The 26,926-nt window shown below is 71.9% G+C and carries 32 protein-coding genes and 1 pseudogene; 21 read left to right on the forward strand and 12 right to left on the reverse strand.

The genetic code is table 11. The features are described from left to right. Window positions 1–34 precede the first annotated feature (34 nt). Together ACWEJ6_RS45110 and ACWEJ6_RS45115 are read right to left on the reverse strand one after the other, a co-directional pair. Window positions 35–289 carry a hypothetical protein gene (locus tag ACWEJ6_RS45110; protein ID WP_364342478.1) on the reverse strand — a complete coding sequence of 85 codons (255 nt, stop codon included), beginning with the start codon at window positions 287–289 and terminating at the stop codon, window positions 35–37. Window positions 290–399: 110 nt separating this feature from the next. Continuing rightward, window positions 400–981: a TetR/AcrR family transcriptional regulator gene (locus ACWEJ6_RS45115; RefSeq protein ID WP_452431575.1), complete on the reverse strand. Its 582-nt coding sequence runs from the start codon at window positions 979–981 to the stop codon at window positions 400–402. A gap of 115 nt (window positions 982–1,096) precedes the next feature. On the opposite strand from ACWEJ6_RS45115, the gene ACWEJ6_RS45120 reads away from it, so the two are divergent. The 5 genes from ACWEJ6_RS45120 (at window position 1,097) to ACWEJ6_RS45140 (ending at window position 4,410) form a co-directional block, all read left to right on the forward strand. After that, window positions 1,097–1,510, forward strand: coding sequence for an SDR family NAD(P)-dependent oxidoreductase (locus ACWEJ6_RS45120; protein WP_452431576.1), 414 nt, complete (start codon window positions 1,097–1,099; stop codon window positions 1,508–1,510). Further along, on the forward strand, window positions 1,507–1,650 hold the full coding sequence (locus ACWEJ6_RS45125; protein WP_452431577.1) for a hypothetical protein: 144 nt from the start codon (window positions 1,507–1,509) through the stop codon (window positions 1,648–1,650). The genes ACWEJ6_RS45120 and ACWEJ6_RS45125 overlap by 4 nt, the downstream gene beginning before the upstream one ends. Window positions 1,651–1,684: 34 nt before the next feature. After that, the gene (locus tag ACWEJ6_RS45130; protein WP_452431578.1) at window positions 1,685–2,593 is read left to right on the forward strand and encodes an SDR family NAD(P)-dependent oxidoreductase; all 909 of its coding nucleotides are present in this window, start codon (window positions 1,685–1,687) and stop codon (window positions 2,591–2,593) included. Window positions 2,594–2,690: 97 nt separating this feature from the next. Further along, complete coding sequence (locus tag ACWEJ6_RS45135; protein ID WP_452431579.1) at window positions 2,691–3,146, forward strand: hypothetical protein; 456 nt, start codon at window positions 2,691–2,693, stop codon at window positions 3,144–3,146. Window positions 3,147–3,456: 310 nt separating this feature from the next. Further along, window positions 3,457–4,410: a serine hydrolase domain-containing protein gene (locus ACWEJ6_RS45140; RefSeq protein WP_452431580.1), complete on the forward strand. Its 954-nt coding sequence runs from the start codon at window positions 3,457–3,459 to the stop codon at window positions 4,408–4,410. Here ACWEJ6_RS45140 and ACWEJ6_RS45145 read toward each other — a convergent pair. Next, entirely contained in the window at window positions 4,407–4,775 is a 369-nt protein-coding gene (locus ACWEJ6_RS45145) for an ArsR/SmtB family transcription factor (RefSeq protein WP_452431581.1), read from the reverse strand. The two genes, ACWEJ6_RS45140 and ACWEJ6_RS45145, sit on opposite strands and share 4 nt — an antisense overlap. A 129-nt stretch (window positions 4,776–4,904) precedes the next feature. Between ACWEJ6_RS45145 and ACWEJ6_RS45150 the strand changes: the two genes are divergently transcribed. Continuing rightward, a complete protein-coding gene (locus tag ACWEJ6_RS45150; protein WP_452431582.1) occupies window positions 4,905–6,062 on the forward strand; it encodes an MFS transporter in 1,158 nt (385 codons plus the stop codon). Between the two features lie 148 nt (window positions 6,063–6,210). Here ACWEJ6_RS45150 and ACWEJ6_RS45155 read toward each other — a convergent pair whose 3' ends face one another. Both ACWEJ6_RS45155 and ACWEJ6_RS45160 read right to left on the reverse strand, forming a co-directional pair. Then, a complete protein-coding gene (locus ACWEJ6_RS45155; RefSeq protein ID WP_452431583.1) occupies window positions 6,211–6,639 on the reverse strand; it encodes an NUDIX hydrolase in 429 nt (142 codons plus the stop codon). Window positions 6,640–6,681: 42 nt separating this feature from the next. Next, complete coding sequence (locus tag ACWEJ6_RS45160) at window positions 6,682–6,933, reverse strand: hypothetical protein (RefSeq protein ID WP_358302118.1); 252 nt, start codon at window positions 6,931–6,933, stop codon at window positions 6,682–6,684. 132 nt (window positions 6,934–7,065) lie between these two features. Here ACWEJ6_RS45160 and ACWEJ6_RS45165 point away from each other — a divergent pair, with 132 nt between their 5' ends. Both ACWEJ6_RS45165 and ACWEJ6_RS45170 read left to right on the forward strand, forming a co-directional pair. After that, window positions 7,066–7,839, forward strand: a complete 774-nt coding sequence (locus tag ACWEJ6_RS45165; protein ID WP_452431584.1) for an alpha/beta fold hydrolase — start codon at window positions 7,066–7,068, stop codon at window positions 7,837–7,839. A gap of 26 nt (window positions 7,840–7,865) precedes the next feature. Then, window positions 7,866–8,081, forward strand: a pseudogene (locus ACWEJ6_RS45170) (VOC family protein); the annotation flags it as partial. Window positions 8,082–8,108: 27 nt separating this feature from the next. Here the strand turns inward: ACWEJ6_RS45170 and ACWEJ6_RS45175 are convergent. Further along, window positions 8,109–9,017, reverse strand: coding sequence for an RNA polymerase sigma-70 factor (locus ACWEJ6_RS45175; RefSeq protein ID WP_387682540.1), 909 nt, complete (start codon window positions 9,015–9,017; stop codon window positions 8,109–8,111). 216 nt (window positions 9,018–9,233) lie between these two features. Between ACWEJ6_RS45175 and ACWEJ6_RS45180 the strand changes: the two genes are divergently transcribed. From ACWEJ6_RS45180 to ACWEJ6_RS45200, 5 genes are all read left to right on the forward strand, one after another. Next, window positions 9,234–9,725, forward strand: coding sequence for a carboxymuconolactone decarboxylase family protein (locus ACWEJ6_RS45180; protein WP_452431585.1), 492 nt, complete (start codon window positions 9,234–9,236; stop codon window positions 9,723–9,725). 14 nt (window positions 9,726–9,739) lie between these two features. Beyond that, window positions 9,740–10,492, forward strand: coding sequence for an SDR family oxidoreductase (locus ACWEJ6_RS45185; protein WP_452431586.1), 753 nt, complete (start codon window positions 9,740–9,742; stop codon window positions 10,490–10,492). Window positions 10,493–10,651: 159 nt separating this feature from the next. Further along, complete coding sequence (locus ACWEJ6_RS45190; RefSeq protein WP_452431587.1) at window positions 10,652–11,614, forward strand: ankyrin repeat domain-containing protein; 963 nt, start codon at window positions 10,652–10,654, stop codon at window positions 11,612–11,614. A gap of 98 nt (window positions 11,615–11,712) precedes the next feature. After that, a complete protein-coding gene (locus ACWEJ6_RS45195; RefSeq protein ID WP_387682529.1) occupies window positions 11,713–12,615 on the forward strand; it encodes an alpha/beta fold hydrolase in 903 nt (300 codons plus the stop codon). A 252-nt stretch (window positions 12,616–12,867) separates the two neighbouring features. Then, a complete protein-coding gene (locus ACWEJ6_RS45200) occupies window positions 12,868–13,599 on the forward strand; it encodes a hypothetical protein (protein ID WP_452431588.1) in 732 nt (243 codons plus the stop codon). Window positions 13,600–13,639: 40 nt separating this feature from the next. Here the strand turns inward: ACWEJ6_RS45200 and ACWEJ6_RS45205 are convergent, their stop codons facing one another. Next, on the reverse strand, window positions 13,640–14,434 hold the full coding sequence (locus ACWEJ6_RS45205) for a hypothetical protein (protein WP_452431589.1): 795 nt from the start codon (window positions 14,432–14,434) through the stop codon (window positions 13,640–13,642). A gap of 144 nt (window positions 14,435–14,578) precedes the next feature. On the opposite strand from ACWEJ6_RS45205, the gene ACWEJ6_RS45210 reads away from it, so the two are divergent. Beyond that, window positions 14,579–15,328, forward strand: a complete 750-nt coding sequence (locus tag ACWEJ6_RS45210; protein ID WP_452431590.1) for a hypothetical protein — start codon at window positions 14,579–14,581, stop codon at window positions 15,326–15,328. Window positions 15,329–15,576: 248 nt separating this feature from the next. On the opposite strand, the gene ACWEJ6_RS45215 is transcribed toward ACWEJ6_RS45210, so the two are convergent. Then, a complete protein-coding gene (locus ACWEJ6_RS45215) occupies window positions 15,577–15,867 on the reverse strand; it encodes an antibiotic biosynthesis monooxygenase (protein ID WP_397162680.1) in 291 nt (96 codons plus the stop codon). A 60-nt stretch (window positions 15,868–15,927) separates the two neighbouring features. On the opposite strand from ACWEJ6_RS45215, the gene ACWEJ6_RS45220 reads away from it, so the two are divergent. Then, window positions 15,928–16,560, forward strand: a complete 633-nt coding sequence (locus ACWEJ6_RS45220; RefSeq protein ID WP_452431591.1) for a TetR/AcrR family transcriptional regulator — start codon at window positions 15,928–15,930, stop codon at window positions 16,558–16,560. On the opposite strand, the gene ACWEJ6_RS45225 is transcribed toward ACWEJ6_RS45220, so the two are convergent. Further along, window positions 16,557–16,991: a DUF3995 domain-containing protein gene (locus ACWEJ6_RS45225; protein WP_387682502.1), complete on the reverse strand. Its 435-nt coding sequence runs from the start codon at window positions 16,989–16,991 to the stop codon at window positions 16,557–16,559. The genes ACWEJ6_RS45220 and ACWEJ6_RS45225 overlap by 4 nt on opposite strands. 72 nt (window positions 16,992–17,063) lie before the next feature. Here ACWEJ6_RS45225 and ACWEJ6_RS45230 point away from each other — a divergent pair, with 72 nt between their 5' ends. Genes ACWEJ6_RS45230 through ACWEJ6_RS45240 form a run of 3 tightly spaced genes read left to right on the forward strand, consistent with a single transcriptional unit; the run spans window position 17,064 to window position 18,583 of the window. Next, on the forward strand, window positions 17,064–17,627 hold the full coding sequence (locus tag ACWEJ6_RS45230) for a hypothetical protein (RefSeq protein WP_452431592.1): 564 nt from the start codon (window positions 17,064–17,066) through the stop codon (window positions 17,625–17,627). Further along, window positions 17,624–18,112 carry an RNA polymerase sigma factor gene (locus ACWEJ6_RS45235; RefSeq protein ID WP_397162676.1) on the forward strand — a complete coding sequence of 163 codons (489 nt, stop codon included), beginning with the start codon at window positions 17,624–17,626 and terminating at the stop codon, window positions 18,110–18,112. The genes ACWEJ6_RS45230 and ACWEJ6_RS45235 overlap by 4 nt, the downstream gene beginning before the upstream one ends. Before the next feature lie 60 nt (window positions 18,113–18,172). Continuing rightward, the gene (locus ACWEJ6_RS45240) at window positions 18,173–18,583 is read left to right on the forward strand and encodes a DUF2871 domain-containing protein (protein WP_452431593.1); all 411 of its coding nucleotides are present in this window, start codon (window positions 18,173–18,175) and stop codon (window positions 18,581–18,583) included. A 78-nt stretch (window positions 18,584–18,661) separates the two neighbouring features. Here ACWEJ6_RS45240 and ACWEJ6_RS45245 read toward each other — a convergent pair whose 3' ends face one another. The 3 genes from ACWEJ6_RS45245 to ACWEJ6_RS45255 are packed head-to-tail and all read right to left on the reverse strand — an operon-like array spanning window position 18,662 to window position 21,337. Continuing rightward, window positions 18,662–19,138, reverse strand: coding sequence for a hypothetical protein (locus ACWEJ6_RS45245; protein WP_452431594.1), 477 nt, complete (start codon window positions 19,136–19,138; stop codon window positions 18,662–18,664). Then, window positions 19,135–20,655, reverse strand: coding sequence for an ATP-binding protein (locus tag ACWEJ6_RS45250; protein WP_452431595.1), 1,521 nt, complete (start codon window positions 20,653–20,655; stop codon window positions 19,135–19,137). The genes ACWEJ6_RS45245 and ACWEJ6_RS45250 overlap by 4 nt, the downstream gene beginning before the upstream one ends. A gap of 7 nt (window positions 20,656–20,662) precedes the next feature. Beyond that, a complete protein-coding gene (locus ACWEJ6_RS45255) occupies window positions 20,663–21,337 on the reverse strand; it encodes a response regulator transcription factor (RefSeq protein ID WP_358302179.1) in 675 nt (224 codons plus the stop codon). Between the two features lie 191 nt (window positions 21,338–21,528). On the opposite strand from ACWEJ6_RS45255, the gene vanY-N reads away from it, so the two are divergent. From vanY-N to ACWEJ6_RS45270, 3 genes are all read left to right on the forward strand, one after another. After that, window positions 21,529–22,101 (forward strand): D,D-peptidase/D,D-carboxypeptidase VanY-N, encoded by a 573-nt coding sequence (gene vanY-N, locus ACWEJ6_RS45260; protein WP_452431596.1) that lies wholly within the window; start codon window positions 21,529–21,531, stop codon window positions 22,099–22,101. A gap of 234 nt (window positions 22,102–22,335) precedes the next feature. Continuing rightward, entirely contained in the window at window positions 22,336–25,584 is a 3,249-nt protein-coding gene (locus tag ACWEJ6_RS45265; protein WP_452431597.1) for a BTAD domain-containing putative transcriptional regulator, read from the forward strand. A 236-nt stretch (window positions 25,585–25,820) separates the two neighbouring features. Next, window positions 25,821–26,873: an AAA family ATPase gene (locus ACWEJ6_RS45270; RefSeq protein ID WP_452431598.1), complete on the forward strand. Its 1,053-nt coding sequence runs from the start codon at window positions 25,821–25,823 to the stop codon at window positions 26,871–26,873. Window positions 26,874–26,926 lie beyond the last annotated feature (53 nt).

Raw genomic sequence — 26,926 nt, forward strand, 5'->3', positions numbered from 1 at the left:
GCGGCGGCCGAGCGGGCCGCCGCCGTCACGTTGATCAGTAGAAGAGGCTGAGCGCGAAGCGCGAGCCGGACACCTCGCACCGGAAATCCTGGACGATGCCCCCGCTGGTGACGGCGCTGAAACCGGCCCGCACACACTGGTCGCGGTACTGGTAATACCCCGCGAGGTGCCACGACCCCGACACGGCCGACGCGGACACGGCGGACGCAGGCATGGCGGAGCCGGTCACGGCGCCGAAAGCGAGCCCACCCGCGACGAGGGCGGCCGCGGTCAGACGTCGAATGCTCATGTTTCCTCTTCTCCTCAGGGAACGGCGTTCAGCCGTCAAGATGTGCCAGGAGACTTGGGAAACACTTGTGGGCCGTCCTTAAGGCTGCGGCGGCTTCCTTAACGCTGCCTTCAGGGCGTGCCTCGTCCGGTGCGCAGGCCGTCGAGGATGAGCGCGAGGTAGCGGCGCCACGGTTGCGCGGCGCCGGAGGACGGCAGGTCCATCACCGAGTCGATCATCGAGACGATGGGCGCGATGTCGCCCACCGTGATGTCGGCGCGCAGCGTGCCCTGCTCCTTGGCGCGGGCGATGAGGCGGCCGCAGGACTCGGCGATGCCTTCCCTGGCCCGCTCGATCAGCTCGCTCTCGCCCGCGCCCCGCCGCATCAGCTCGCGCAGCCCGCGGTCGGTCGCGGCCTGTTCCAGGGCGTGTTCGATGAAGGCTCTGAGGGCTTGGTAGGCGTCCTGTGCCGCCTGCGCGGTCTGTGCCGCGGCGCGGATGTCGTCGAGCTTGCCGGCGTAGACGGCCTCGGCCAGGGCCTCCTTGTTGGGGAAGCGGCGGTAGACGGTGCCGACGCCGAGCCCCGCGTGGTGGGCGACGTCGTTGAGCGTGGCCTGCAGCCCGCGCGCGGCGAACACCTCCCGCGCCGCCGCCAGGGTGCGCTGCCGGTTGTGCTCGGCGTCGCGGCGCAGCGCCGGTGTCTCTTCGCTCATGGCATCCCGTCCGTCGGCTAACTGGATACATCATATCCGCTTCGTGTTAGGCTCCATCACGTAAGCGGATATGTCATATCCACTTCGGTGGATGTGCCGACGAGAGCAGGTGAACATGCAGACCGTGATCATCACTGGCGGCACCGACGGGCTCGGCAAGGGGCTGGCCCTTCACCACCTCCGGCAGGGCGCTCACGTGGTGGCCCTCGGCAGCACCGCCGGAAAGGGGGAGGCCCTGCTCGCGGAGGCCGAGGCGCTGGCCGGGCGGGCCACGTTCGTACGCGCCGACCTCACCTCGCTGGCCGCCTGCCGGGGCGTCGTCGAACGCCTCGCCGCGGACCATCCGGTCGTGGACAAGCTGATCCTCTGCGCCCAGCGTTACCGGCTCCTCGGCGGCCGCGTGACCACCGGCGAAGGCTTCGAGCACAGCTTCGCGCTGGCCTACCTCAGCCGTTTCGTGCTGAGCCACGGCCTGCACGACGTGCTGCGGGCCGCGCCACGTCGGTGCCGAAGGCGACCGAGCCGATGATCGCGCTCCTGGACGACCCGCCGGCCGAGCCTTTCACCGCCCACTGGGGCAGGCGCCGGCTGCCGCTGGACGGCCGCGCCTTCGACCGGGACGACGCCCTGCGCCTCCATGAGCTGACGCAAGAACTGATCTCGCGCTGACACCAGCGTCCCGACCGAGAGGAGACAAGCAGAGATGACATTGAACGACCTGACCGGCAGGACCGCCCTGATCACCGGCAGCACCGGGGGCATCGGCATGGAGACCGCGCGCGGCCTGGCCAAGCTCGGAGCCTCCGTCGTCCTGGTGGGGATCGACCGCGGCCAGGCGCAGCGCGCCGCGCAGGAGATCCGCGCCAGCGCCGGACACGATCGGGTGGACGCCCTCGCCGCCGACCTCACCGGCCTCCAGGGCCTGCGCCAGATCGCCTCCCAGGTCGCCGAGCGCCACGACACGCTGGACGTCCTGGTCAACAACGTCGGCCTGAACCGGCCGCGCCGCGAGCTGACCGACGATGGCGTGGAGAAGATGTTCGCCGCGCACGTCCTCGCCCCGTTCACCCTCACCCACCTGCTGCTGCCGCAGCTGAGGCGCGCCGGCCGCGCCCGGGTCGTCAACCTGACGGGCGGCATCCCCGGCGGCCCCATCGAGCACGACAACCTGCTGGGGGAGCGGCGCTTCATCGGGTGGACGTTCAGCCACTACAACCACACCAAGACCATGACGATGGCGCTGACCGCCCGGCTCGCCCGGGAACTGCGCGGCACGGGGGTGACGGCCAACGTGGTCTACCCCGGGCACGGCTACACGCCGATGAACAGGGCGACCCCGATCGGCGCGTTCCCGAGGCTCTACCGGCCGATCGCGCCTCTGGTGCTGAAGGTCGTCGCGCCGCTCTTCCTGTCGGACCTGACCCGATCGGCCCGCTCCAGCATCCACCTGGCCGCGAGCACGGAGGTGGAGGGCCTGACCGGCGCCTACTTCGACGACCGGTGCCGCCGCAAGCCGCTGCCGGCCAGCGCGCTCGACGAACGCAACCAGAACGCCGTGTGGGACCTGTGCGCCCGGCTGAGCGCGAGCATCCTTACCGAATCTACAATGTAAAGGCGGTCCTCAGGATTCGCTCACGCGAATCCCGCCCGGCAAAAACCGAGCACCGACAGACCTAGGCGTCGCCGGAGCCCGCTTCTATGCTCCGGTCGTGGCGGACATCAGCTACTTCGACGCGTGGGGATTGTGGCTGCACGGCAGGTCCACGCTCGGCAACGATCTGCTCGGCCTGCCGATGATCTGGTGGGGCCGCTTCGGCAAGATCCTCTCGTTCGTGTCCGGCGCGGCGGTCGTCGTCGACCTGGTGGGACCGGAGAGGCTGAGCCGCTATGGCGCGCGGCTGACCCGGTTCATGGCGAGAAGACCCACCGGGGGGCCCTTCATCGTCGGTGTCGTCACAGGGGCGGCCGTCGCGTTGGTCGAGGAGCAGACCGACGTGCCATGGTATCTGGGGCTGCTGCTCGGGTCGATGCTCGGCGGGGCCGCGGGCCTGCTCGCGGTCAGGGCCGGCCGGACGTTGCAGGATCCGGAGCTTCCGATGACGTTGAAGTGGGTGTCCTTGGGGCTGTTCTTCGTCGGCTTCCATTTCGATCTGCTCGCCTCGTAGCCCTGCGGGTTGGCCAGAAGGCCGACAGGGCGTCCTTCCCAGGGCGGAGGTCGTCGGTGGGGATTCAGGGTTTCCGTAGGGGATTACTCCGACGCCGTGCCGCCCTCTCGTGCCGGATCTTGGTACGGCGGAGGCCGAGAGCCGGACTCCGCCGTATCGGAGGAGTGACGTGAGGGGAAGACGTACCAGTGCGGCCGTCGTGGCGTGCTTGACCGTGTCGTTGACGGCGACGCCCGCCATGGCCGCTACGGCGGCGGCGGAGGGCCCGAGTTTGCGGGCGATGCTGGACAAGGTCGTCGCGGGCGGTGCGGTGGCCGCGATCGCCGAGGTTCGCGACGGGGACAGGACCTGGCGAGCCGCCAGTGGCAGGGCGACGATGAACAGTGCCCGGCCGGCCCCGGTGGACGGGCGCTTCCGGGCCGGGAGTGTGACCAAGTCGTTCACGGCGAGCGTGGTGCTTCAGCTGGTGGGGGAGGGAAGGCTGCGCCTGTCCGACAGTGTGGAGCGGTGGCTGCCGGGGCTCGTGGACGGGGGCGCCGACATCACGATCAGGCACCTCCTCCAGCACACCAGCGGCCTTCCCGAGTACTCCACGGGCATGATGGACGAGGCGGGCATCCCCAAGGAGCGTTACCGCACCTGGTCGGCAGGTGAACTGGTGGAAAGAGCGGAGAAGCTCCCGCGCGATTTTCCGCCCGGGTCCGCGTACAGGTACTCCAACACCAACTACATCGTGCTTGGCATGCTGATCGAGGGGGTGACCGGCAGGCCGTACGCGACGGAGATCAGGGAGCGGATCCTGCGGCCGCTCGGGCTGCGGCACACCCGCGTGCCGGGAGCCTCGCCGGAGGTGCACGGGCCGCATGCCCACGCATATGTGCCGGTCACCAGGGGTGGCGGGGTCGTCCCTGTTGACGTCACACGGTTCAATCCCACGATGGCCGGGGCGGCGGGTGAGATCGTCTCCACCACCGGGGACGTCAACCGGTTCTACCGCGCCCTGTTCCAGGGCAAGCTGCTGCGCGCTGATCTGCTGAAGGAGATGAAGGATCCCGGCACGAGCGAGGGGTATGGGCTGGGGTTGGAGCTGGCGCCTCTTCCCTGTGGCACGGCGTTCGGCCATGGCGGCGGAGCTCCGGGCTATCTCACGGTGGCGTTCAGCTCGGCCGACGGTTCGCGGCAGGTCACGTTGTCGATCACGCCGTTCTCCGGCGATCCTCATCAGGCGGCCATGGCCTTGCTGACCTCTGCGCTGTGCCCTTAAGGGGCCTCGGTCGGGATGGCCGAGTGCGGCGCCGGCGACTTCGTGGTGTCGGGGGTGCGGCGTTGTGCGGCGAGCACGGAGTCGAGCAGGCCGGGGAAGAGGGTGTCGAGGTCCTCCCGGCGCAGCCGGACCAGCCGGGCGCGGCCCTGCACCGTCGTCCATGTCACGCCGGCCTCGCGCAGCACCCGGTAGTGGTGCGACAGCGTGGTCTGGTGCACGTCGATGTCGGCGCCGATGGCGTTGCAGTGGTCCTCGCCCATCCGGTCGAGCCGCTGGACGAGGTCGAGGCGCACGGGGTCGGCCAGGGCGCGCAGCACCTCCACCAGCCGGATGGCCTCGGTGGCCGGTTGTGACACCTCACGCATGGTCGCCCCCTGGGTTCCGCACGCCTGTCACGCTACCAATTGATGGATATATGGACAAGTATCCATGTATTCCCTAGGGTTCCCCTCGATACGTCCGAGGTCCCTATGGAAAGGTGGCACCGTCCGGTGTTGCGACGACTTCTCCCTCTGGCCCTGGCGACCTTCGCCGTCGGCACCGACAGCTACGTGATCGCGGGCCTGCTCCCGGCCATCGCCGCCGACCTGCGGGTCTCCACCCCCGCCGCCGGGCAGTTGGTGACGGTGTTCGCCCTGGTGATGGCCCTGTCGGCGCCGATCATGGGCGCGCTCACCGGTGGGCTGGACAGGCGGACCGCGCTGCTGATCGCGTTGGGCGTCTTCGTGGCCGGCAACGCCGTCACCGCCCTGGGCACCGGTTACGAGGTGGTGATGATCGCCCGCGTCGTCACCGCGGTGGGCGCCGGGATGATCAACTCCGCTGCGTCCAGCACCGCGGGGGCGATCGCGCCTGCGGAACGCCGGGGCAGGGCTCTGGCGTTCGTGCTGGGCGGGCTGACGGCGGCGACGGCGTTGGGCCTTCCGCTCGGCACGCTGATCGGCCGTGCCGACTGGCACGTCACCCTGTGGGCGGTCGCCGGGGCCGGCCTGGTCGCGGCTCTGGGGATCGCCGCCGGGCTGCCCGAGGTGCGGCTGCCCGCCGCCTCGCTGGGGGAGCGGCTGCGTCCGCTGAAGGAGGGCCGGGTCGTGGCGCTGCTGGCCGTCACCACGCTGGTCTTCCTCGGCGCCTACACCCTCTACACCTACATCGGGCCGGCCCTGCGGGAGGCGACGGGCGGCTCCGAACCGCTGTTCGCCGCCGTCCTGCTGGCCTGGGGGGTCGGGGTCCTGGCCGGGAACCTCCTCGCCGGACGGCTGGTCGACCGGTACGACCCCGCGCACGTGCTGACCGGGCCCCTCGCGGTCGCCGCCGTCGCGCTGGCCCTCACGCCGGTGGCGACCGGCACGTTCGTGTCGACCCTGGCATGGGCCGCGGTCTGGGGTGTGGCCCTGGGCGTCGTCGTCGTGCCCCAGCAGCATCGGCTCATCGCGCTCGGCCCGGCCGCGGCGCCGGTCCTGCTCGGCCTCAACTCCTCGGCCATCTACATCGGGATGGCTCTCGGCGGGGGCCTGGGCGGGCTGGCCCAGGAGTGGTTCGCCGTCGTGCCCGCCGCGTTGGGGCTGCCGGCCGCGGGCGTCACGGCCGTGGCGCTGCTCTACCACCTGAGGACCGCCCGCCGCCGTACGCCCGCCGCGCCCCGGCCCTCCTGAGCGCGGGTGGTCAGCCTGCCCCGGCGGCTCCGAGGAGGAACGCGGCGGCCTCCCGCAGCGCGGCGCGGGTCGGCACGCAGGCCAGGGCCGCCCTCCACTGCCCCGGCCGACCGGCGATCGTGTCAGATGCGCCGGCCGGTGTCCATGCTCATCCCTCGATGCGACCGAGCCAGGCGTCCTGGGTGTCGGCCAGCTTGTCTGTCAGCGGTAGCGGGACGAAGCGGCACGCGAACTCCATGCCGGCGTCCGTGCCGTCGCCGTGGACCCGGTGGCGCCAGGCGTCGGCGGTGTCGGGGGCGGCGGTGAGGTGGAAGAACGTCGTGTGCCGGGGCTGCCCGTTGTCCTCGCGAGGTTTGTGGTCGACCGCGATGGGCCCGACGACGGTGACCTCGGTCAGGCCGGTCTCCTCCGCGACCTCCCGCAGGACGGCCTGTTCCAGGCTCTCGTCCGGCAGGACTCCGCCCGCCGGCACCTGGGTGCCGGCCTCGGGCGCGTCGACGTGGTCGAAGACGAGGAGTTCGGGGGTGGTTCGGTGACGGATGACGTAGGCGGCGACGCGGATTCTCGGCTCGGGCATCCGTTGATGATCGCAGACGCCGAGCCGAGGGATCCGGGTGGTCTACGAGACGTACAGCAGCCAGTAGGGGGGCTTGGCGTAGATGCTGTTCAGGCGGCAGGAAGCGGTCTTCCCCGCGGCGGTGTACGGTGCGGCGGCCCGCGCGCAGGCGTCCGACGTGGGGTAGACGCCGACCAGGACGGGGGTGGAGGTCTGCGCCGTGGCCGCCTGGGCGGCGGCGGGGAAGGCGAGGGTGGCCAGGACAAGTGCGACGCCGGTCGCGGCGCGGCGGAAGGTGTTCGTGTTGATGACCATGGGTGGAACGGTAGAAGTCGTCCCCTTTCGCGGTCGTCAAAGCGATCCTTGATTCCCCGTCCCCCTCGGGGATGATTTCCGCGGCCGGGACGTCGTCCTCCTGGAATGGGGGAGTGTGGTCGAATCGCTCCCATGACGATCGAATACCTCCCCGTCTCCGGTGACGGCCGCCTGTGGGCCGAGCGGGCCGGCGACGGTCCTCCCATGGTCCTGCTGCACGGCTCCGTGCACGACAGCCGCCTGTGGGACGGTGTCTTCCCCGAGCTCGCGCGCCACCGCACCGTGATCCGGTACGACGCGCGGGGCCTGGGCCGTTCGACGCCGCCGACCGCGCCGTTCCGCTACGAGGACGACCTGCTCGCGGTCCTCGACCACTTCGGCGTCGAGCGTGCCGCGCTGGTGGGGCTGAGCATGGGCGGTGAGGTCGCGCTCGACTTCACCTCGGAGCACCCGGAACGGGTGCGCTCCTTGACCCTGGTCGCGGCGTCGGCCGGTGGCCACGACTGGCCGCGCTCTCCCGAGCTGGACGCCTACGCGGCGGCCGACCGCGGGGACGACCCCGGCCGCCTGGCCGAGATGGAGCTCACGCTCTGGGCCTCGCTGGGCGACCGGGCGCCGGGATACGCGGCGATCCGCGACATGGTCACCGAGAACGCCGCGCTGCGGGTGGCCGCCGAGAAGGGGCATGCCCTGTTCGCGGAGGTGGGCGCCGTCGAGCTCCTCGACCGGGTCGCGGTGCCGACGACCGTGGTGGTCGGCGACCACGACCACCCGGAGATCGGCGTGATCGCCCGCCGGCTCGCCGCGGGCATTCCGGGCGCGCGCCTGGAGATCATTGCCGCCGCCGACCACTACCTGCCGTTGCGCGCGCCGGAACGGCTCCTGGCCGTCCTGCTCGCCGGCTGAAAGGCGTGCCGACGGCGGCGCGGTCGTTCGCCTGGCCCGATCCCAGCGCCGTCTGCGTCGACGTCGTCACCGTCCCCGACCCCGAGACGGTGAGGTACCGCGTGCACCTCGATCTCGCCACCACCTCCGAGGCCCATCAGGCGGAGCTGGTGGCCCGGCTGGCGGAGCCCGCCGACGTGGGCCAGGGCGACGTGCCGTGGGTCGTCACGGCCGATCCGGAGGGCAGCGAGTTCTGCGTGCTCGGCGCCCCGCGCTGACCCGGGACGCGCTCAGCGGGTCACGGTGGTCTCCCGTCCCATCCGCGCTAGCTTGTCGGGATTGCGCACGTGGTAGGCGCCGGTGACGTAGCCGTTCTCCACGCGCACCGCCACGACTCCGTCGATCTCGCCGTCGATCCGCACGAGCAGCCCGGGCCCGCCGTTGATCTGCACCAGCTCGACCGATCTGTCCGCGTCGTGCTTCCACCAGCCCGCGGCCAGCAGGCGGGCCACGTTGTCGATGCCCACGACGGGCCGCAGCAGGGCGTGCCGGCGGCCGCCGCCGTCGCTCAGGGCGACGACGTCCGGCGCGAGGACGTCGAGCAGGCTCTGCAGCTCGCCGGTCTCGACCGCCCGCTGGAAGGCCTGGAGCGCGGCCCGGGTCTCGGCCGGGGAGGTGGTGCCGCGCGGACGGCGGGCGGCGACGTGCGCCCGCGCCCGGTAGGCGATCTGGCGGACCGCTGACGGGCTCCTGCCGACGGCTTCGGCGATCTCGTCGTAGTCCAGCTCGAACACCTCGCGCAGCACGAACACCGCCCGCTCGGTCGGCTGCAGCGTCTCCAGCACCAGCAGCATCGCCATGGAGACGCTCTCGGCGAGCTCGACGTCCTCGGCCACGTCGGGGGCGGTCAGCAGCGGCTCGGGCAGCCACGGCCCGACGTAGGACTCCTTGCGCCGGCCCAGCGCGCGCAGCCGGTCGAGCGCCTGCCGGGTGACGATCCGCACCAGGTAGGCGCGCTCCTCCCGGACGGCGGCGAGGTCGACGTCCGCCCATCGCAGCCAGGTCTCCTGCAGGACGTCCTCGGCGTCGGCGGCCGAGCCGAGCATCTCGTAGGCGACGGTGAACAGCAGGTTGCGGTGGGCGACGAACACCTGGGTGGCGGAGCCGGGCGGCCCGGCGTGTTCGTCGTGATCGGTCATGTCCCGCTCCTGCCTGTCGGTTCTGCGCACTGCCACACGCACAAGACGCCGTCGTGCGCCGCCGCGTAACACGTCCGGCCGGTGGCCTACGTCACAGGGGCGCCGGTGTTACGGGGGCCGGGGCGGCGGCGTCTCGTGGTCGTCAGGACGCCGCGCGGACGATCCGCGCGGCGCGACGACGAGTCGAGAACGCGAAGGGAAGTCTTCCTCATGTCCATGTCCACGACGACCGGCCGGCGGTCGCGTATGCCCAACCCCCTCCCTTTTCTCCCCGAGCTGGCGGTGGTCGGCGAGGGGCTGCACAAGGCCCTGCGGAACGGGGTGATCCCCCCGGTGACCATCGCGCTGCTGCAGCTGCGCGCCGGGCAGCTGCTGGGCAGCACGTACTTCACCGTCAGGGAGACCGCCAACTTGCGCGGGCTGGGGGAGCCGGAGGAGCGCATCACCGCCGTGGCCACCTGGCGGGACGCCACCTGTTTCACCGAGGCGGAACGCGTCGCGCTGGAGCTGGTGGAGGCGGTCCTCACGCCGAACCCGTCGGGGGAGCGCGTCAGCGACGAGCTGTACGCCAGGGCGTCGGCGCTGTACGACGACAGGGCGATGTGGTCGCTGGTCATGGCGATCGCCCACATCGGCTTCTTCACCCCGGCGGCCCTCATCGCCAAGCCGATCCCCGGCATGCCGCCCGGCCGGAACTACAGCGAGTGAGAGAGGCGCCTGACATGAGCATCACCACGTTCGCGGTGGCCGGGGCGACCGGCCGGCTGGGCCGCCACGTCGTCGACGTCCTGACCGAGAGGGGCCACCGGGTCGTGCCGATGTCCCGCGCCACCGGCGTGGACGTCGTCACCGGTCAGGGCCTCGCCGAGGCGTTGACGGGGGCGCAGGTCGTCATCGACGTCGCCTCCTGGCACTCCTCCGACCAGGAGGCGGCGACGGAGTTCTTCCGCGCCTCGGCCCGCAACCTGCACGAGCACGGCCGCCGGGCCGGGGTCGCGCGGATCGTCGTGGCCTCCATCATCGGGGCCGACAAGGCCACTGCCGGTTTCCTGGCCGCCAAGAGGGTGCACGAGGAGCTGCTGCCGGCCGGGCCGCTTCCCGTCCGCGTGCTGCGGGCGGCGCAGTTCCACGAGTTCGTGGGGCAGCTGCTGGACTGGCAGCCCGGTGACGTGGCCTATGTCCCGGAGCTGCCCACCCAGCTCGTGGCCTGCCGCGTCGTGGCCGAGGAGCTGGTCGACCTGGCCGTCGCCGCGACCGTGCCGGACACGCCGATCCCCGAGATCGCCGGTCCGCGCAGGGAGACGCTGGCGGAGGCGGCCCGGCTCCTGGGCGCCCGCCGGGGCGTCAAGGTCGTGGGCGTCGACGGCGCGGGCGTGCCGGATGCCGATCTGGCCGCCGCCGGCGCGTTCCTGCCCGGCCCGCACGCCAGGCTCGCCGGCCCGACCTTCCGGGAATGGCTGGACGCCCAGCCCTGATCCGGCCCCGCCCTTGTCCTCGGTGGGACGCCGAGGACAAGGGGTTCCCTGTGCGGGCGTCCCGGAAGGTCGCCGTCTGGATGATCTTCGAAAATTGTCCGTGCCCTGCGCCATGATGACACCGCTCGTCTCCGCATAACGGATCTTGAAGGAGCTGTCATGACCGCACAGGAAACCCCCGGCTGGTCCGATCTGGGGTGGGACGGCTGGAGGAACCTCCCTCTGGTCCGCGCCAGGCTGGCCGCGGGCGCCGACCCCGACGAAGGCGCGTACTTCGACGAGCGTCCCCTGCACGTCGCCGCCGAGCGCGGTTCGCCGGAGGTGGTCGCCGAGCTGGCCGGCCGGGTCGCCGACGTCGACGCCGAGTGCGAGGGCCGCACCGCGCTCTGGGAGGCGGTCTTCCATGACCAGCCGGACAACGCCCGTGCGCTGGTCGCCGCCGGAGCCGACCCGTGGCGGCCGATGATGGGCGGCTGGTCGCCCGGCCGGCTCAGCCTGGCCGGTCCGATGCCCGGCCTGTTCTTCCCGTTCCCGCCCGGCCACGCCCGGCTCACCGAGGCCGAGACGGCGGCCGTGGCGGAGGCCGCGCGCCTGGTCGGCGTCCTGGAGGGCCTCGACGACGACGGCTTCAGCCTGACGTGCGTGCGCGGTGTCAGCGCGGCGGAGGCGGCGCGCCGGCTGGCCGCCGAACCCGCCACGGAGGAGGAGCTCGAAGAGGTCGAGGAGGATCCGTTCGAGGACGACGCGCTGCGGTTCGTCGGCGTCACCGACGTGCCGGGCGGCTGCGTCGTCTTCCAGGAGTGGGGGTACATGGCCGCCACGCCCGGCGTCATGAAGGCGCTGTCGGCGGGCACGGTCGCCTACGGCATGTACGCCAATCCCAAGAGCGGCAACCAGGGCAGGGTGTACCGCGACGGCGAGGTCGAGGAATGGGACACCCATCCGGGCGGCGGCGACGCCTCCCCGGAGGACTCGCCGGAGGGGATCCTGCGCACGTACCTGTACGACGGGTGCGCCGAGGCGTACTGCTTCGCCGGCGCGGGGCTGCGCCCGGCCGACGCCCGCTCGCTCACGGAACCGGACACGTACCTGCGGTTGCCCGACGGCGACTACTGGGCCTGAGCGTTCTGCCTCCCGGGCGCCGGTGCCAGCGTTCTGCCAGCCGGGTGACAGCCCCGGCGGCCAGGCTGCTGTCTCCACCAACGTGAAGGCAGGGCGTGATGGGCGGCAAGAAGTCGATGCGGTGGCGCAGCGCGGACGTGACCTCGAAGGACGGCACGACGATCGCCGTGCTCAGCGCGGGGCGGGGGCCGGGGCTGCTGGTGATCCCCGGGAACAACCGGCGCGCCCACCACTACGGGGCGCTGGCGCGAGCACTGTCCGGCACGCACAGCGTGCACGTGATCGAACGGCGCGGACGCGGCGGCAGCGGCCCGCAGGGCCCGGCGTACGGCGTGGACACCGAGGTCGACGACGCGCTGGCCGTCATGGACCGCACGGGCGCGCGCCTGGTCTTCGGCCACAGCTACGGCGGTCTCGTCGCCCTGCACCTCGGGTTGCGGCGCAGGGTGGCCGCGCTCATGGTCTACGAACCGGGCGTCAGCATCGACGGCTCCTTCCCCGCCGGCTGGCTGCCGGCGTTCGAGCGGCTGCTGGCGCAGGGCAGGCACACCGCGGCGATGGCGGCCTTCCTCAAGGCCACCCGCCTGGTTCCGGTCGGCGACGCGCCGGCGCCGGTGTTCCGTGCGCTGGCGTTCCTGATGCTGCGTGGGGCGGAGGGGCGCGACACGCGGGCGATGATGGCGACCACCCCCGCCGAGATCGGCGAGATCGTCCGCCTGGACTCCGACGGCGCCAGGTACGCCGCCGTCGGCTCCCCGGCGCTGCTGCTCGGCGGCGACAGGTCCCCCGGTTACCTCACCGATGTGCCGGCTCGCCTGGCCCGCCTCATGCCCGACGCCCGGCACGAGATCATCGCCGGGCTCGACCACAACGCCCCCGACCTGAACGCCCCCGAGGTCGTCGCCGAACGGATCCGGGCCTTCACGCGGTCGCGCGTCCCGGGGTCCGAGGGAACGATTTCGCTGAGCGATGCCCCTGAGCCATGGCATTCCGACAACTGAATCTTGCCGGTCACCGGGAATGCGGTTTCGGTGTGGCGTCGATGAGTGATTCGTGGCAAGTGTAAACATCGTACCGGTCTAGATGCCCTGATCGGCGTGCGGAAGGGCCGCATTCCGGTCTATGGGTTCGGATAGCGACTACGGGCTGCATTCCGAAAGGAACGGTACATGTTCTCACCCAAAATACGAGCAAATGCCCTCAGCAACCCCACCCGGCCGGCGGCGCCTCGTCTTGGGCGGAGCATGACACGAGTGGCCGTGCGCGGCTCGCTCTCGACGGCCCTCGTCCTGGCCATGATCCCCGCCGTGACCCCCGCCATGACCCTGGCCGCGCACGCGGACGGCGACGCGCGGTGCGACCCGCACACCTTCTTCAAAATCCGTTCGCTCTCGCCGAGGAACTTCTTCATTCCCCGTACCCGCTACATTGACGGCCCCGGCGGCACCATCACGGTGACGGTGACCCGGGAATACGAGGTGAGGGCGTTCCGGGAGACGGAGAACGAGCAGCAGTTCTCGATCACGACCGGAGATCTGGTGCGTAACCTGCGCAAGATGGGCGTGCCACACCTCGAAGAGCGGCATATGGTCTTCACTGGCCATGAATACAGCCGGACTATCACTAAAGGGATGTACGGCAATATGTGGTACCGCGTTTTCGGCTACCGCATCGGCTGGTCGGCTTGGTCGGTCCTCGGCACCTGCAAGCAGTTCGAGGTCGGCTCGGGGATAGCCAACGTGCCGTCCAGGGTGGAGGGCTGGCGGTACTGGGAGACCAGGCACCCCAAGTTCAGGGGCCGCATCCTGTCCATCGACGGCGGGAATCCCGACGACGACAAGGGAACGGGGTCGGGGTCGGGGGCGGCGCGGCCGCGGCCCCGGCAGTGGCAGGGGCCGGCGCTGGCGCCCCTGGCCAGGCCGTCGTTGCCGCGGGGGACCTCCGCGGCCGACAGGACCGAGAGGACCAGGCAGCGCAGACGCTGAGCCCCTGTTCACCGGCCCGGTTCGCCGGCTCGCCCCGAGCTCAGGCCTCCGGCGTGGCCTCGGGGGCCGGTCGGGCCGGTCGGCCCGGTCGGCGGCGCGGGGCGGCGAGGTCGTGGGCGGAGCGGGCCAGCCAGATCATCATCAGGACGCTCGACACCACGCCGAGAGCCTCGGCCGCGCCTTCCCCGCCGGCGAACGGCAACGCCGCCAGCACCAGGACCAGCGGCGTCACCAGGGCGGCGACGCCGTACGCGACGGTCGCCGTGCCCCAGCGGTCGTCGGAGCCCTGGGCCCGCAGGACCAGCACCGTCCAGACCAGACCGGCCAGGCCGCAGACCAGCTCCACCCCCTCCGGGACCGGCCGGCCGAGGAGGCCGAGCACGCCGATGACGGTGAACCCGCCGTACCCCAGCAGCCCGGCACCCCGCATGTACGGCCGGCCGCGGCCCAGCACCCGCATGAACAGCACCACGAGCACGCACATCACCGCGGAGTCGAGCACCGTCGTGTCGGCCTGCATCGACGCGGTGAGGTGGAGCAGGAACGTCGTGGCCGCCGAGGCGTACAGCGCCAGGCGCAACCGCAGGGTGTCGGGGTCCCGCGGGGGCGGCGGCCCCGCCGGCGGCCCGCGCAGGATCTGCCAGATCCCCCAGGACCAGGACAGCCCGGCCAGGACCAGGAGGAACAGGTTCGGCCCGGTGGCCGTGACGCCTTCGGCCGCGGCCGAGAACAGCGTCAGCCCCCACAACGGGCCGAGCTCGCCGGAGACCAGGGCGACGACGGCGGCGACTGTCAGCGCGGCACCGTACAGAACGGTGAGAAGCAGGGCGGGCACGGCCGAACGGTGACGACGTAACACAGGACGCTTCCCGAAGGGGGAGGGGGACGAATGCCTCACTCTACAATTGATCATGAGAAGTGACGCCAGACGGCGGGCGTGCCGCGCGTCACGATCCCCCCACTGACGAAAGGCGCGAACGTGACGTCCGCCCCTACCACCACCGGTGACGACTGGGAGTCGTCGCTGAGGCAGGCCTTCGGCGTCCTACTGGGCCATCCGCTCTCCGGCTTCGACCCCGAGGCCGAGTACGCGGCCTGCTACACCGGCAACTGGCTCGACGAGACGGGCTTCAACAGGGATCCGGCGTGGCTGGAGCCGGCCGCCCTCGCCGGCCGCGCGACGATCTCCAGCGAGAACCTGCTGCTGCTCGACGAGGTCGGCTACCCCGAGCTGCGGTTCGACCCGAGCCGGTCGTTGTTCGAGATCGACGCCGCGGCGGAGTTGCCGGCCGACTTCGGGGACGAGCTGGCGGCCGTCAAGCTCGCCGGTTCCGACCGCTGGCCCCAGGTCGGCGGCGCCGAGCTGGCGCGCCTGACGGCCCGCCACGGGGCCGGCCTGCCGGCCGGGGCCTGGTCCGTGACGAGCGCCACCATCGCCTCGGACGGCACGCTCCTCGACGCCCTCCGCGTCGCCACCGGCATTGGCGACGGCTTCGACAGCCTGGTGCCGTACGAAGGGGGCGACCCCGAGACGGCGGCGGCCGTCGCGGCCGTGGAGCACGCCGGGCTCCGGGCGCACCTGCGCGCGTTCTGCGATCCCCGCTCCGACGAGCTGGCCCTGTGCCGTCAGGACATGCGCACGGCCAGGGACGAGGGCGGCGCGCTGGTGGCCCGGTGGGAGGGCGCCGTGGACCAGTACGAGATCACCGTCCGGCGGGTCGGCCCCTGACCGCTCACCCGCCGCCCGGTCTACCGGCCCATGCCCCGGGAGAAGCCGACCACCTTCTCGTGGCGGCGCTCCCACAGGCCGAGATCGGTCAGCAGATCCTCGGTGCGCTCGGCGACCCGGGCCTTGCGCACCGCCCGGACCTGCGCCTATCCGTACACCTTGGTCAACGCGTCGATTTTGATCATGTCCTCTCCTCGGTTCGGGGAAACCCCGGCCCGCGGCCTCGCGGCCGGAGCCGGGGCGGGCCGTCACAGCTCGGCCAGGACCTCGATGTCCTGCGCCGTGACGTCGCGGACCACCTCGAACGCCGCGACGGCCGCGGGGGTGCCGGGCGCGGCCTGGCGGGCCGCCTGCAGGGCGGCGGCCGAGTTCCAGCGCCAGACGCCGACCCACGTGTCGTCGTCCAGGCGGCCGAGGCGGGCCTCGGTGAGGCCGGGCTCGGTGGCTCTGATGGCGGTGACCAGGGCGGCGTGCCGGGCCTGGACCTCCTCGGCGTCCGCGGGATCGGCCTGGAAGCGGGTGACGCTGATGACCGGCATGGCTAGACCTACTCTCTAGAGTTGACTTCTAGTGACTGAATCTAGAGATAGACTCTAGCCATGAGTGATGTCAAGCGGCCGAACAAGCGGGCCCAGAAGGCGAAGGAGACGCGCCGGCGCATCCTCGACGCGGCGTCGGAGCTGTTCGTCCGCGACGGATACGGCGCCACGAACCTCCAGGACGTGGCCGAGAAGGCCGGGGTCGCGGTGCAGACGATCTACTTCGTCTTCGGCAACAAGCGCGCCCTGCTCAAGGAGCTGGTCGACGTCACGATCGCGGGCGACGACGAGCCGGTGGCCACCATGGACCGGCCCTGGTACGCCGCGGCGCTGGCCGCCGGCACCGCCGAGGACATGCTGCGCGCCTACGTCGCCGGCACCAGCTCCGTCCTGGAGCGCGTCGCGCCGATCGGCAAGGTCCTGGCGGCGGCGGTCGCCGGCGACCCGGAGGTGGCCGCGCTGTGGCCGGACGACGTCGATCCCCGCTACGTCGTTCAGCAGGAGGCGGCCAAGGCCCTGGTGGGCAAGCCCGGGGCGCGGGCCGGGGTGTCCGCGCAGGAGGCCGCCGACCTGCTGTACGGCCTGCTCAGCCCCGAGCTGTACCTGCTGTTCGTGCACGGCCGCGGCTGGCCGCGGGAGCGCTGGGAGCAATGGGCCTTCCGCACCCTGCGCGCCCAGCTCTCCTCCGGCTAGAGCCGCCGGGAGCCGCGGCGGGCGGCGACCAGGGCCGCCGCCGTGGCCATGAACACGCAGACAGGCGTGTAGAGGAACAGGTTGAGCCAGTAGAACGGGGTCCCGGTGTCCGCGCCGACGCCGGCGATCCACACCAGCCCGGCCGCCGCCCGCACCAGGGTCCCGGCGGCGACGGCGGCCGTGACCAGGCGGGCGGGCAGGCCGCCACGACCGCGTGAGCACACCAGCACCGCCGCCGCCCCGGCGCCGAGCACGACGACGAGCGGCACCAGCACGCGCGGGGTGAACGGCACCTCGAAGTTCAGCACCGCCAGGGAGAGGGAGCTGACGTCGCGGGCGGGCCACGTGCGGCCGGTCAGCCAGTACAGGTGCGCGGCGGCGTCGGTGAGCAGGACGGCGGCGGTCAGGGCGCCGAGGCGTGGAATGTTCATGCCAGGCAGGAGTCGGTGAAATCCGTAATGGTTCCATGGAACCTTTCGCGCCCCTCCCGCCTCTGGATGGACATGAGCTGGCCTGTTGCCGATCTGGACCCCGTACGCCGCCTGCGCGCGCTGGCCGCGGCCATTCCCGGGGCGTCCGTCGCCGAGCGCGTCATTCCCGCACCCTTCGCGGTGGTCTGGGCCGTGGTGAGCGATCTGGAGAAGGAGTTCGGCACGTTCGAACCCGACATGCGGCAGCTCACCGTCGAGTCCGCGGGCCCGGGCGACGGCCGTCTCGTGGCCAGGGCCCGCAGCCGGTACGGCATGCGCGCCCGGTTCGACGTCGACCTGCGGCCGGGCTGGTGCTGGATGCAGAGCCGGTTCCTGCTCGTCGGCCTGGCCGCGACCGCCGTGCCGGAGGGGACGCTGGTCGCGCAGACGGGCGGGGTGCGCGTCCCGGGCCGCGCGGCGCTGGTGCCGTGGGGCGTGCGGGCGGCGGGGGAGAAGGCGCTGGCCAGGCTCGCGTCCCGGGTCACGGCCGGAGACGCGGATGGGGACGCGGGTGTGGACACGGGTGTGGACGCGGCCCGGGAGGCCGGCGGGGCGGCGGGCGGCGCGGCGGCCAGGGACTCCGGGGGCGCGTCGTGACGGCGGCCCGGGTGCTCGCCGCCCAGCGCGGCGACACGATGGCGATGAACGACCTGCTCGCCGAGCTGACGCCGTACCTGGGCCGGATCTGCGGGCCCATCGCGTTGGACAGCGGGCCGGACGCCGTGCAGGAGGCGCTGATCGCGATCTTCCGGCATCTGCGTGACCTGCGCGAACCCGAGGCCCTGCTCGGCTGGGCGCGGGCGATAGCCGTGCGCGAGGCCGTCCGGATCGCCCGGCGCGACGGGCGGTCCAGCCCGGCGGAGTTGGCCGGCGTGCCCTCGCCGCACGACGTCGAGCGTGCCGTGGACGTCCGGGACGTGCTGGAGCGCCTGTCGCCGGAGCATCGGGCGGTGCTGGTGCTGCGCGACCTGGAAGGGGTGCCGGAGGACGTCGCGGCGCGGATGTTGCGGGTGCCGTCGGGCACGGTCAAGTCCCGGCTGCACCGGGCCCGGGCGAGCTTCCGCCGGGCCTGGCAGGGCTGAGCCCGTCCGGCGGGGACGCCGGTACGAATGGTGGCAAAACAACCCTCTAAGGTCTCAACCGTGAGAAAGATCTACCATGCGGCGCACATCTACATGATTGTCGGCGTCATCACCGGCCTTTACTATCGCGAGATCACCAAGCTCAACGACTTCACCGGCGACACCCAGCTCGGTGTGGTGCACACCCACCTGCTCGCTCTCGGCATGCTGTTCTTCCTGATCGTGCTGGTGCTGGAGAAGGTGTTCACGCTGAGCGCCGGCGGCAGGCTGTTCACCTGGTTCTTCTGGGTCTACAACGGCGGGCTGGCGCTGACGGTGGCGATGATGCTGGTGCACGGCACCCAGACGGTGCTGGGCGCCGAGACCAGCCCGGCGATCACCGGGATGGCGGGGCTGGGGCACATCGTGCTGACGGTCGGTTTGATCCTGTTCTTCGTCAACCTCGGCAAGCGCATCCCCGCCAAGAGCTGACCGCGGTCACGTCCCACCGGCCGTTCGCCTGCCGGAGCTCAGGCCGCCCGGGACGCCGGCGACCGTCGCCGACGGCGGTCAGGCCGGGCAGTCGCGGGGGTCGACGCTCGTGCGTGCCCCCGCGACGGCGATGCGGGCAGGGCTGTCCGGCAACGCGGCGGCCGTGCACACGATCTGCTGCACGGCCAGGGGGGACAGGTCACCGCCCGGCGCGGACGGGGTCAGCACCATGCGGTCGCGCGCCTTGACGGTCACCAGGAACGGATCGGCTTCCGGCGGCACCTCGGTGCTGAGCCCGAGCGCCCGCTCCTTCTCGATGGGCCCGGCCGCCAGCAGCGCGAGCCTCTCGGTCCGGAACAGCGGGCGGGCGCTCGGCCGCGTCACGGCGCTGAGCCGCCCGTCCTTCACCAGGTAGAGGATGATCGTCGTGGTCAGCGCGACGGTTCCCTTCGGCGGCTGGCCGACGGCGATGACGTCGCTGGGACGCACGCCGCAGCCTACGACCAGCGCCAGGAGACCCGCGGCGAGCGCGCGGCGGGGGAGTGCGGCCCTCATCCGGCTGCTCCGTCCTGCTCGGGGGGCCTGCGTGGCAGGCGCAGCGTGAACAGGGCGCCGCCGTCGGGGGCGTTGGCGACGGTGAGGTCGCCCCGGTGCAGGCGCGCGTTCTCCAGCGCGATGGCCAGGCCCAGGCCGCTGCCCTCGGACCTGGCCCGCGCCGCGCTGGCCTTGTAGAACCGGTCGAACGCGTGCGGCAGCACCGCCTCCTCCAGCCCCGGACCGTGGTCGCGGACCTCGACAGTGATCCACTGCGGGTCGGCGGACAACCGCACCGACACCGGCGGCTCGCCGTGCCGCAGGGCGTTGCCGACCAGGTTGGCGAGGATGACGTCCACGCGGCGCGGGTCCAGCCTCGCCGTCACCGAGGAGGGAAGCTCGGTGCGCACCGCGTCGGACCAGCCCCGGACGCGCAGGGTCGCGGGCACCAGCTCGGCCACGTCCACCTCGTTCAGCGACAGGGCCGCGACGCCGGAGTCGAACCTGCTGATCTCGATGAGGTCGTTCACCAGCGCGGTGAGGTTGAGCGTCTCCTGGCTGACCAGCTTGGCCGCCCGGCCGGCGGGCTCGGGCAGCTCGGCCGCCTCGTCGTCGAGGACCTCGGCGACGGCGGCGAGCGCGGCCAGGGGGGTGCGCAGCTCGTGCGAGACGTCGGCCACGAACCGGCGGGCGTCGGCCTCCATCGCACGCAGCTGCATGACGTGCCGTTCCAGCTCCGCGGCGGTGTCGTTGAAGGTGCGCGCCACGTCGGCCAGCTCGTCGGAACCGCGGACCGCGACCCTGGTCCGCAGCTCGCCCTCGCCCAGCAGGCGGGCCGCCCGGCCGAGCTCGCGCACCGGGCGCAGCACGCTGCGGGTGGCCAGCAACGCCACGACCACCGCGAACGCCATGGCCGCCGCGCCGCTGAGCCAGGCGCGGCTGGCGAGCAAGTCGATGCTGCGCTGTTCGGGAAGCAGGCTGCGCGTGGTGTAGACCTCGATGCCGGACACCCGCCACCGGTCACCCTCGGTGATCAGCAACGGCGCGCCGATGATCAGGAAGGGCCTGCCCTCCCGCACCACCCGTTGCCAGGCCATCTCGCCTTCGGCCACCTTCCGCCGCAGGCTCACGGAAAGGGCCTGGGGCATCAGGTCCTCGGCCTCCAGGGCCGGCGCGTTCCCGTCGCGCCCGCCGCTTCCCGGCGGCGGGTTCCGCATCAGGCCCGGCGCCCGGTCGGACGGCGGGCCGGCCTGCGCGTACAGTCCGCGGTAGACGGCGAGCGCGTAGCTGTCCCGCTCGGCCATGGTGGCGGCGATCCTGCCGAGCTCGGTCCGGTCCGGAGCCGGGGTGCGCAACGGGAAGAGCGTCTCCAGGCGCGCTCTCGTCGCCTGCAGCGCGGCGTCCTGGGCCCGCTGCAGGATGTCGGTGCGGGCCTGGACGTAGAGCCCGCCGGTCACCGCCGCCGTGGTGACCACGCACAGCAGCGCGAACGCGAACAACAGCCGGGCACGCAGCCCCGGGCTCGGCACGGGCGTCACCGCCGGTTCACACCGGCCCGAACCGGTAACCGAACCCCCGCACCGTCTGCACGTAGACGGGGGACGCCGAGTCGTCCTCGATCTTCGCGCGCAGCCGCTGCACGCACGCGTCCACCAGCCGCGAGTCGCCGAAGTACCCGTGCTCCCACACCGAGTCCAGCAGTTGCTGGCGGCTGTGCACCCGGCCCGGCGTGCCGGAGAGCTCCAGCAGCAGGCGCAGCTCGGCCGGGGTGAGCCCGATCGGGGCGCCGCGCTTGGTGACCACCAGCCCGGCCCGATCGATGGTCAGCTCACCGTGCCGCTCCAGTTCCGCCTGGTCGCGGCCGATCCGCCGGAGCACGGCGCGGATACGAGCTTCGAGCACCCTGGGCTGCACCGGTTTGACCACGTAGTCGTCGGCGCCCGCCTCCAGCCCCGCCACCACGTCGATGTCGTCGCCGCGCGCGGTCAGCATGATGATCGGCACCTCGCCGATGGCCCGGATGCGGCGGCAGACCTCGAACCCGTTCATGCCGGGCAGCATCAGATCGAGCACGACGACGTCGGGACGGTCGGCGCGCAGCCGCTCCAGCCCCTCCTCGCCGGACTCCACGGCGCCCACCCGATGCCCGTGCCGGGTCAGGGCCAGCTCAAGGCCCTCCCGCACGGCCGGGTCGTCCTCGATCAACAACACTCGCGACACGCCGCCGAGTACCACAGCTCGCTCCGTAACCTCAGTCGCCGGTCAACTCCGTCCACTGTCGGCCGGTGATGTCCCCGTCTTGTCAGCGCCATGTCATCGTTGTGTCACGGTGGTGCCGGCGTGGTGGCCGTCGACAAACGGTGACATTCGGCAGACGACCCACTCATATTCGGCGCCAATCGTAGTTCGTCATGAACGAACCACGCACCATCCCAGCTCGGCCCCGAGATCGGCTGTTCGCCGTGGTGACGCTGGTGCTCGCGCGGCTCCTGCTGCCCGCGGCGCTCGTCCGCCGCCCCGGCCGGGCCCGCGAGCTGGCCTGCCAGTGGGCGTTACGGATGCGCTTCCCCGCCGAGGACCTGACCGGGCTCACCGACGGCGCCCTGGCGGCGTTCACCGCGGCGCGCACCGAGGCGCTCTGGCGTCACGGCCAGCTCCTCGGCCTCACCTCGGGATACCGTGATCCGCTCGTGCAGCTCCGGATGTTCGAGGAGGAGGTGCGCCGCACCGGCTCCCCGGCGCTGGCGCGCATGCTCGTCCTGCCGCCGACGGAGTCCAACCACGTCAAGGGCATCGCCCTGGACGTGCGTCCGCACGAAGGCGCGCGCTGGCTGGAGGAGCACGGCGCCCGCTACGACCTCTACCGCATGTTCGACAACGAGTGGTGGCACTTCGAGCACCACCCGGAGTGCGGCGGCACACCCCCGCGCCGACGGCCCCACCCCGGGGTCGGTCACGCGGAGGAGAACAGGCGCCGGAGCTGACCAGATATGATCTACATTGTAAAGGCGGCGGGCTGATTCACAAATCCCACCTCCTATAAAGGCACGGGCTCCGCCCGTCCTCATCCACCAAGAACACCTTCGAGCACCGGGTAGTTCGCCCGGAACACGTTGTACGGGTCCGGGGCTCGCTTGATCGCCCGCAGTTGGGGTGTGTTCAGCGCGCTCCTGGGTGTTTGCAGGTCATTCGGGACGTCCGCATACGATGTGCAGATCATGGTCTTCATCCGGGTTCTGGGCGCTCTGGCGGCTGAGGTCGGCGGCGAGCCGGTTCCTTTGGGCGGGCCGCGGCAGCGGGGTGTGCTGGCGTTGCTGGTGGCGGCGCGCGGGCAGGTGGTGCCGGTCGATCGGATGATCGAGGATCTGTGGGGTGGGGAGGCGCCCGCTCGGGCGTTGTTGTCGTTGCAGGCGTACGTGTCGAACCTGCGGCGGTTGCTGGAGCCTGGGCGTCCGCCGCGTTCGCCGGCTCGGTTGCTGGTGAGTGCGGCGCCGGGTTATGCGTTGCGGTTGCCGTCGGAGGCGGTGGATGCCTGGCGGTTCGAGGGGTTGCTGGGGCGGGCGCGTGCGGACGGTGACGCGGGTGTCGCGCGGGCTCGGCTGGGTGAGGCGCTGGGGTTGTGGCAGGGGCCGGCGTTTGCCGAGGTGGCGGACGAGCCGTGGGCGGCGGCTGAGACGGCGCGGTTGAACGAGCTGCGTTCGGTGGCGGCCGAGCTGCATGTGGCGGCGGGTCTGCGTGTCGGTGATCCTGCTGTGGTGGTTGCCGAGGCTGAGCGGCTCACTCGTGCGGAGCCTCTTCGTGAGGAGGGGTGGCGGTTGCACGCCTTGGCGTTGTGGAGCAGTGGGCGTCAGGCGGACGCGTTGGCGACGCTGCGCCGTGCTCGTGGCATTTTCGCTGAGGAGCTTGGGCTTGATCCGGGTCCTGAGCTGGTGGCGTTGGAGGAGGCGATTCTCACTCGGCGTATGGAGGTGCTGCGTGCGACCGTGCCTGCGCCGGCTTCGCCGGTCGCGCCGGTGCCGCGGGTGGCTGCCGCCGAGGGGACGGTTCCGGTGATCGGTGCGTCGTTCGTCGGGCGTGAGGCGCAGGTGTCGGCGTTGGTCGCGGCCGCTGCCGAGGCGGTGACCGGTGGAGTTCGTGTCGCCTGTGTCACTGGTGAGGCGGGGCTGGGCAAGTCGACGTTGCTGGATCATTTCGGCAGGCGGCTGGAGCGTGAGGGGTGGTTGGTGGCCGTCGGTCGCTGTCCGGAGGTGGATGGTGCGCCGCCTGCGTGGGCGTGGACCGAGGTGCTGGGCGCTGTTGCCGCGTCTGCGTCTCCTGGTGAGTTCGCACGCGATCTGGCGCCGCTGTTGGCTGATGGCGGGCCGGTGGACGGTGATGCCACCGCTGGGCGGTTCCGTCTGCGTCGGGCTGTGTGGGGGTGGCTTGCGGCGGTCGCCTCGGAGCGTCCGGTGGCGGTGGTGCTGGATGATCTGCATGGGGCGGATGCGGCCACGTTGGAGTTGCTGGGCGGGTGTGTGGGGTTGCGGGCGCCGGTTCTGGTGGTGGTGGCGTACCGTGCGGAGGAGGGTGGGCGTCTCGGTGAGGCGCTGGCCTCTCTGGCGCGGGTGGCGCCTGTCCGTGTGGCGTTGCCGGGGTTGGACGAGGAGGCCGTGGCGCGGCTGGTGCGGGCTGAGTGCGAGGCCGATGACGAGACGGTGGCGGGGATCGCGGAGCGTACGGGTGGCAATCCGTTTTATGTGCGGGAGAGTGCCCGGTTGCTGAGCGGTGAGGGTGCGTTGGTGGCGTTGTCGGAGGTTCCTGAGGGGGTTCGGGACGTGCTGCGTCGTCGGTTCGCGCGGTTGCCGGAGGGTGGGGTGTCGGTGTTGCGGCTGGCTGCGGTGGCGGGCCGGGAGAGTTCGGTGGACGTCCTGGTCAAGGCGGCTGATGTGGACGAGGACGGGGTGTTGGATGCGTTGGAGGCGGGTGTCGTCGCGGGGCTTCTGGATGAGCCTGGTCCGGGTCTGGTCCGTTTTGTGCATGCTCTTGTGAGGGACACGCTTCTCGCTGATCTGAGCGGGTTGCGTGCTACCCGGATGCATGCCCGGATCGGCGCCGCTCTTGAGGGGGGCGACGATGTCGCGGCGCTGGCTCATCATTTCGCGCGGGCGGGCTCGCCGAAGGCTGTTGGCTATTGTGTGCGGGCGGCGGAGCTTGCCGAGGCGCGTTATGCCCATGATGTGGCGGCTGGTCTTCTGGCTGATGCGGTGGCTCTTTCGGCGGGGCCGGAGGAGCGTGTGGAGCTGCTCGGCAGGCTGTTGCGGGCGCAGATCCGGGCGGGGGCCGTTGCTGCGGCCCGTGAGACGCGGCGTGTGGCTGTGGAGTACGCGGAGTCGTTGGGGCGGGTGGATCTGATGATCGCGGCGTTCACGGCGTGGACGGAGCCGACTCCGTGGCAGGCTCGAACGTACGGCACGGTGGATCGGCCTGTGGTTGATCGTCTGAGGGGGCTGTTGAAGGGGGAGTTGGCTCCTTCGGTGCGGTCGCGGTTGCTGTCGGCGTATGCGCACGAGTTGGTCGGCGAGGATGATCCGTCGGTGGTGGAGGCGGCGCGGGAGGCGCTCGATCTCGCCACCGAACCTCGGTTGCGGGCGGCGGCTTTGGAGATCTTGGCCGAGGTTCTGGGTGATGTGGGGTTGTGCCGGGAGTTGGTGGAGATCGGGGTCGAGCACGACCTGCCGGTTTATCGTGTCTCTGGGCTGCTCAATCATGCCGGTGTCGCGGCTGCGGCCAATGATCCTGTGACGATGCGCCGGGTGATCGGGGAGGCTCTGGAGCTTGCGCGCGCGTATCGGATGCGGGAGGCGATCGCGGTTGCGGAGATCACGTTGGCGGGTCTGGCGCTTGTCGAGGGCCGGTTCGCCGATGCGGAGGCTCTTTATGTGGAGGCCGGCGAGGGGATGCGGCGGATCGGGTCGGTGCACGCTGTGGGTTTTCTTCAGCTGGCGTTGGCCACGATCTGGCTGAACGAGGGCACGCTGGGTGGGCATCTGGAGGAGGTGCGTGCTCTGCATGGCGTGCTGGGTTCGATGACGTCGGATCTGCTGGCGCTGGCGCTGCACGCCAATGGGTTGGATGTCGAGGCCCGGGAGGTTCGCACGCCTCCCGGTCCGATTCGTCGGGATTTCTTCTTCACGTTCCTCACTTCGTTGCGCGCGATGGCCGTCGTGGCCTTGGGTGATCGGGACGCCGCTGAGGAGATCTACGAGGTGTTGCTTGCGTATCGTGACGGTCCTCCGGCGGGTGCGGAGAGTCTGTCGATGGCGCTGCGTCCGGTGGCCTACACCCTGGGTGAGCTGGCCGTCTTTCTGGGCCGTCCGGAGGCCGCCGCGCACTTCGCTCGGGCCGCTGTCGTCGCGGACCTGTGGAACGCTCCTCATTGGGCTGCCGAGGCCCGGTCGCGGGCGACTGCCTTGCGTGCGTCCTTCTAGCGGGTGATGCGGCAGACGCGGGCCAGGTGATCGCCGTCGTAGGGGGCCATCGCGGGGTCGGAGCGTGTGTCAGCTGTTACCGAAGGCGGGGACGCCGTGTTCGGGGGCGCTGCTCCGTTGTGACGGTGATGCTCTCGCGGATGGGTGCTCTACGTCAAGAGCACTGCTCTCCTGCGGGTTCCCGGCCGGACGCCCTCGGGTCTGGGCCCTTTGCGGCACATGGGTAGATTTTTCGCATGTTACGGGGGCGGGACAAGGAGCTCGGCGAGGTCACGCGGCTGCTCGAACGGGCGCGGGCGGGGCAGAGCGGCGTCCTGGTCCTGCGCGGCGAGGCGGGCATCGGCAAGTCGGCCCTGCTGGACGAGCTCGTCCGCCAGGCCCGCGAGGTTCGCGTGTTGCGGGCGACCGCGGTGGAGGCCGAGACGTCGCTGCCGTTCGCGGGTCTGCAGATGGTGCTGCGTCCCGTGCTCGACCGCCTCGACACCCTGCCCGGCGTGCAGGCGGCGGCGCTACGGGGTGCGCTGGGCCTGGCCGACGCCGCCGGCACGAGCCGGTTCCTGGTCGGTCTCGCCGTCCTGAGCCTGCTGTCGGAGCCGGCCGCGCAACGGCCGGTCCTGTGCCTGGTCGACGACGCGCACTGGCTGGACGCCGCCTCCGCCGACGCGCTGCTGTTCGCGGCGCGCCGCCTGGCGGCCGACGGCGTCGCGATGGTGTTCGCGGCCCGGGACGCCTTCGACGCTCCGGGCCTGCCCGAGCTGCGGCTGGGCGGGCTGGACGAGGCCGCGGCGGCCGAGGTGCTCGCGCAGCGCTTCTCCACGATGGCCTCCTCGGTACGCGATCGGGTCGTCCGGGAAGCGGGCGGGAACCCGCTGGCGCTGATCGAGCTGCCCGCCGGGCTCAGTCCGGAGCAGCGCGCCGGGCGCGAGGCGATGCCGGGCGCGCTGCCGGCCACCGATCGCGTCGTCGCCGGTTTCGGCGCCCAGATCGACGAGCTGCCCGAGCGTGCCCGGCTGGCCGTGCTGGTGGCCGCCGCCGAGGGGAGCGGCGATCTCGGGACGGTCCTGCGGGCGGCGCGGGCCCTCGGCGGCGGCGTCGCGGACCTGGAGGCCGCCGAGAAGGCGGGGTTGTTGCGGATCACGGGGGCTTCGATCGCCTTCCGCCACCCGCTGGTCCGGTCCGCCGCCTACCAGCGGGCCCCGCTCGGCCTGCGCGTGGCCGCGCACGAGGCGCTGGCCGCCGTCGTGGACGCCGAGCGGCGGGTGAAGAAGCACACGACGCCTTGCGTGTGATCGAGACCGCCAGCCGGAGTGCTCTGGTGGAGATGCGCCATCTTCTAGGCATG

Source organism: Nonomuraea sp. NPDC004702, from assembly GCF_053601695.1.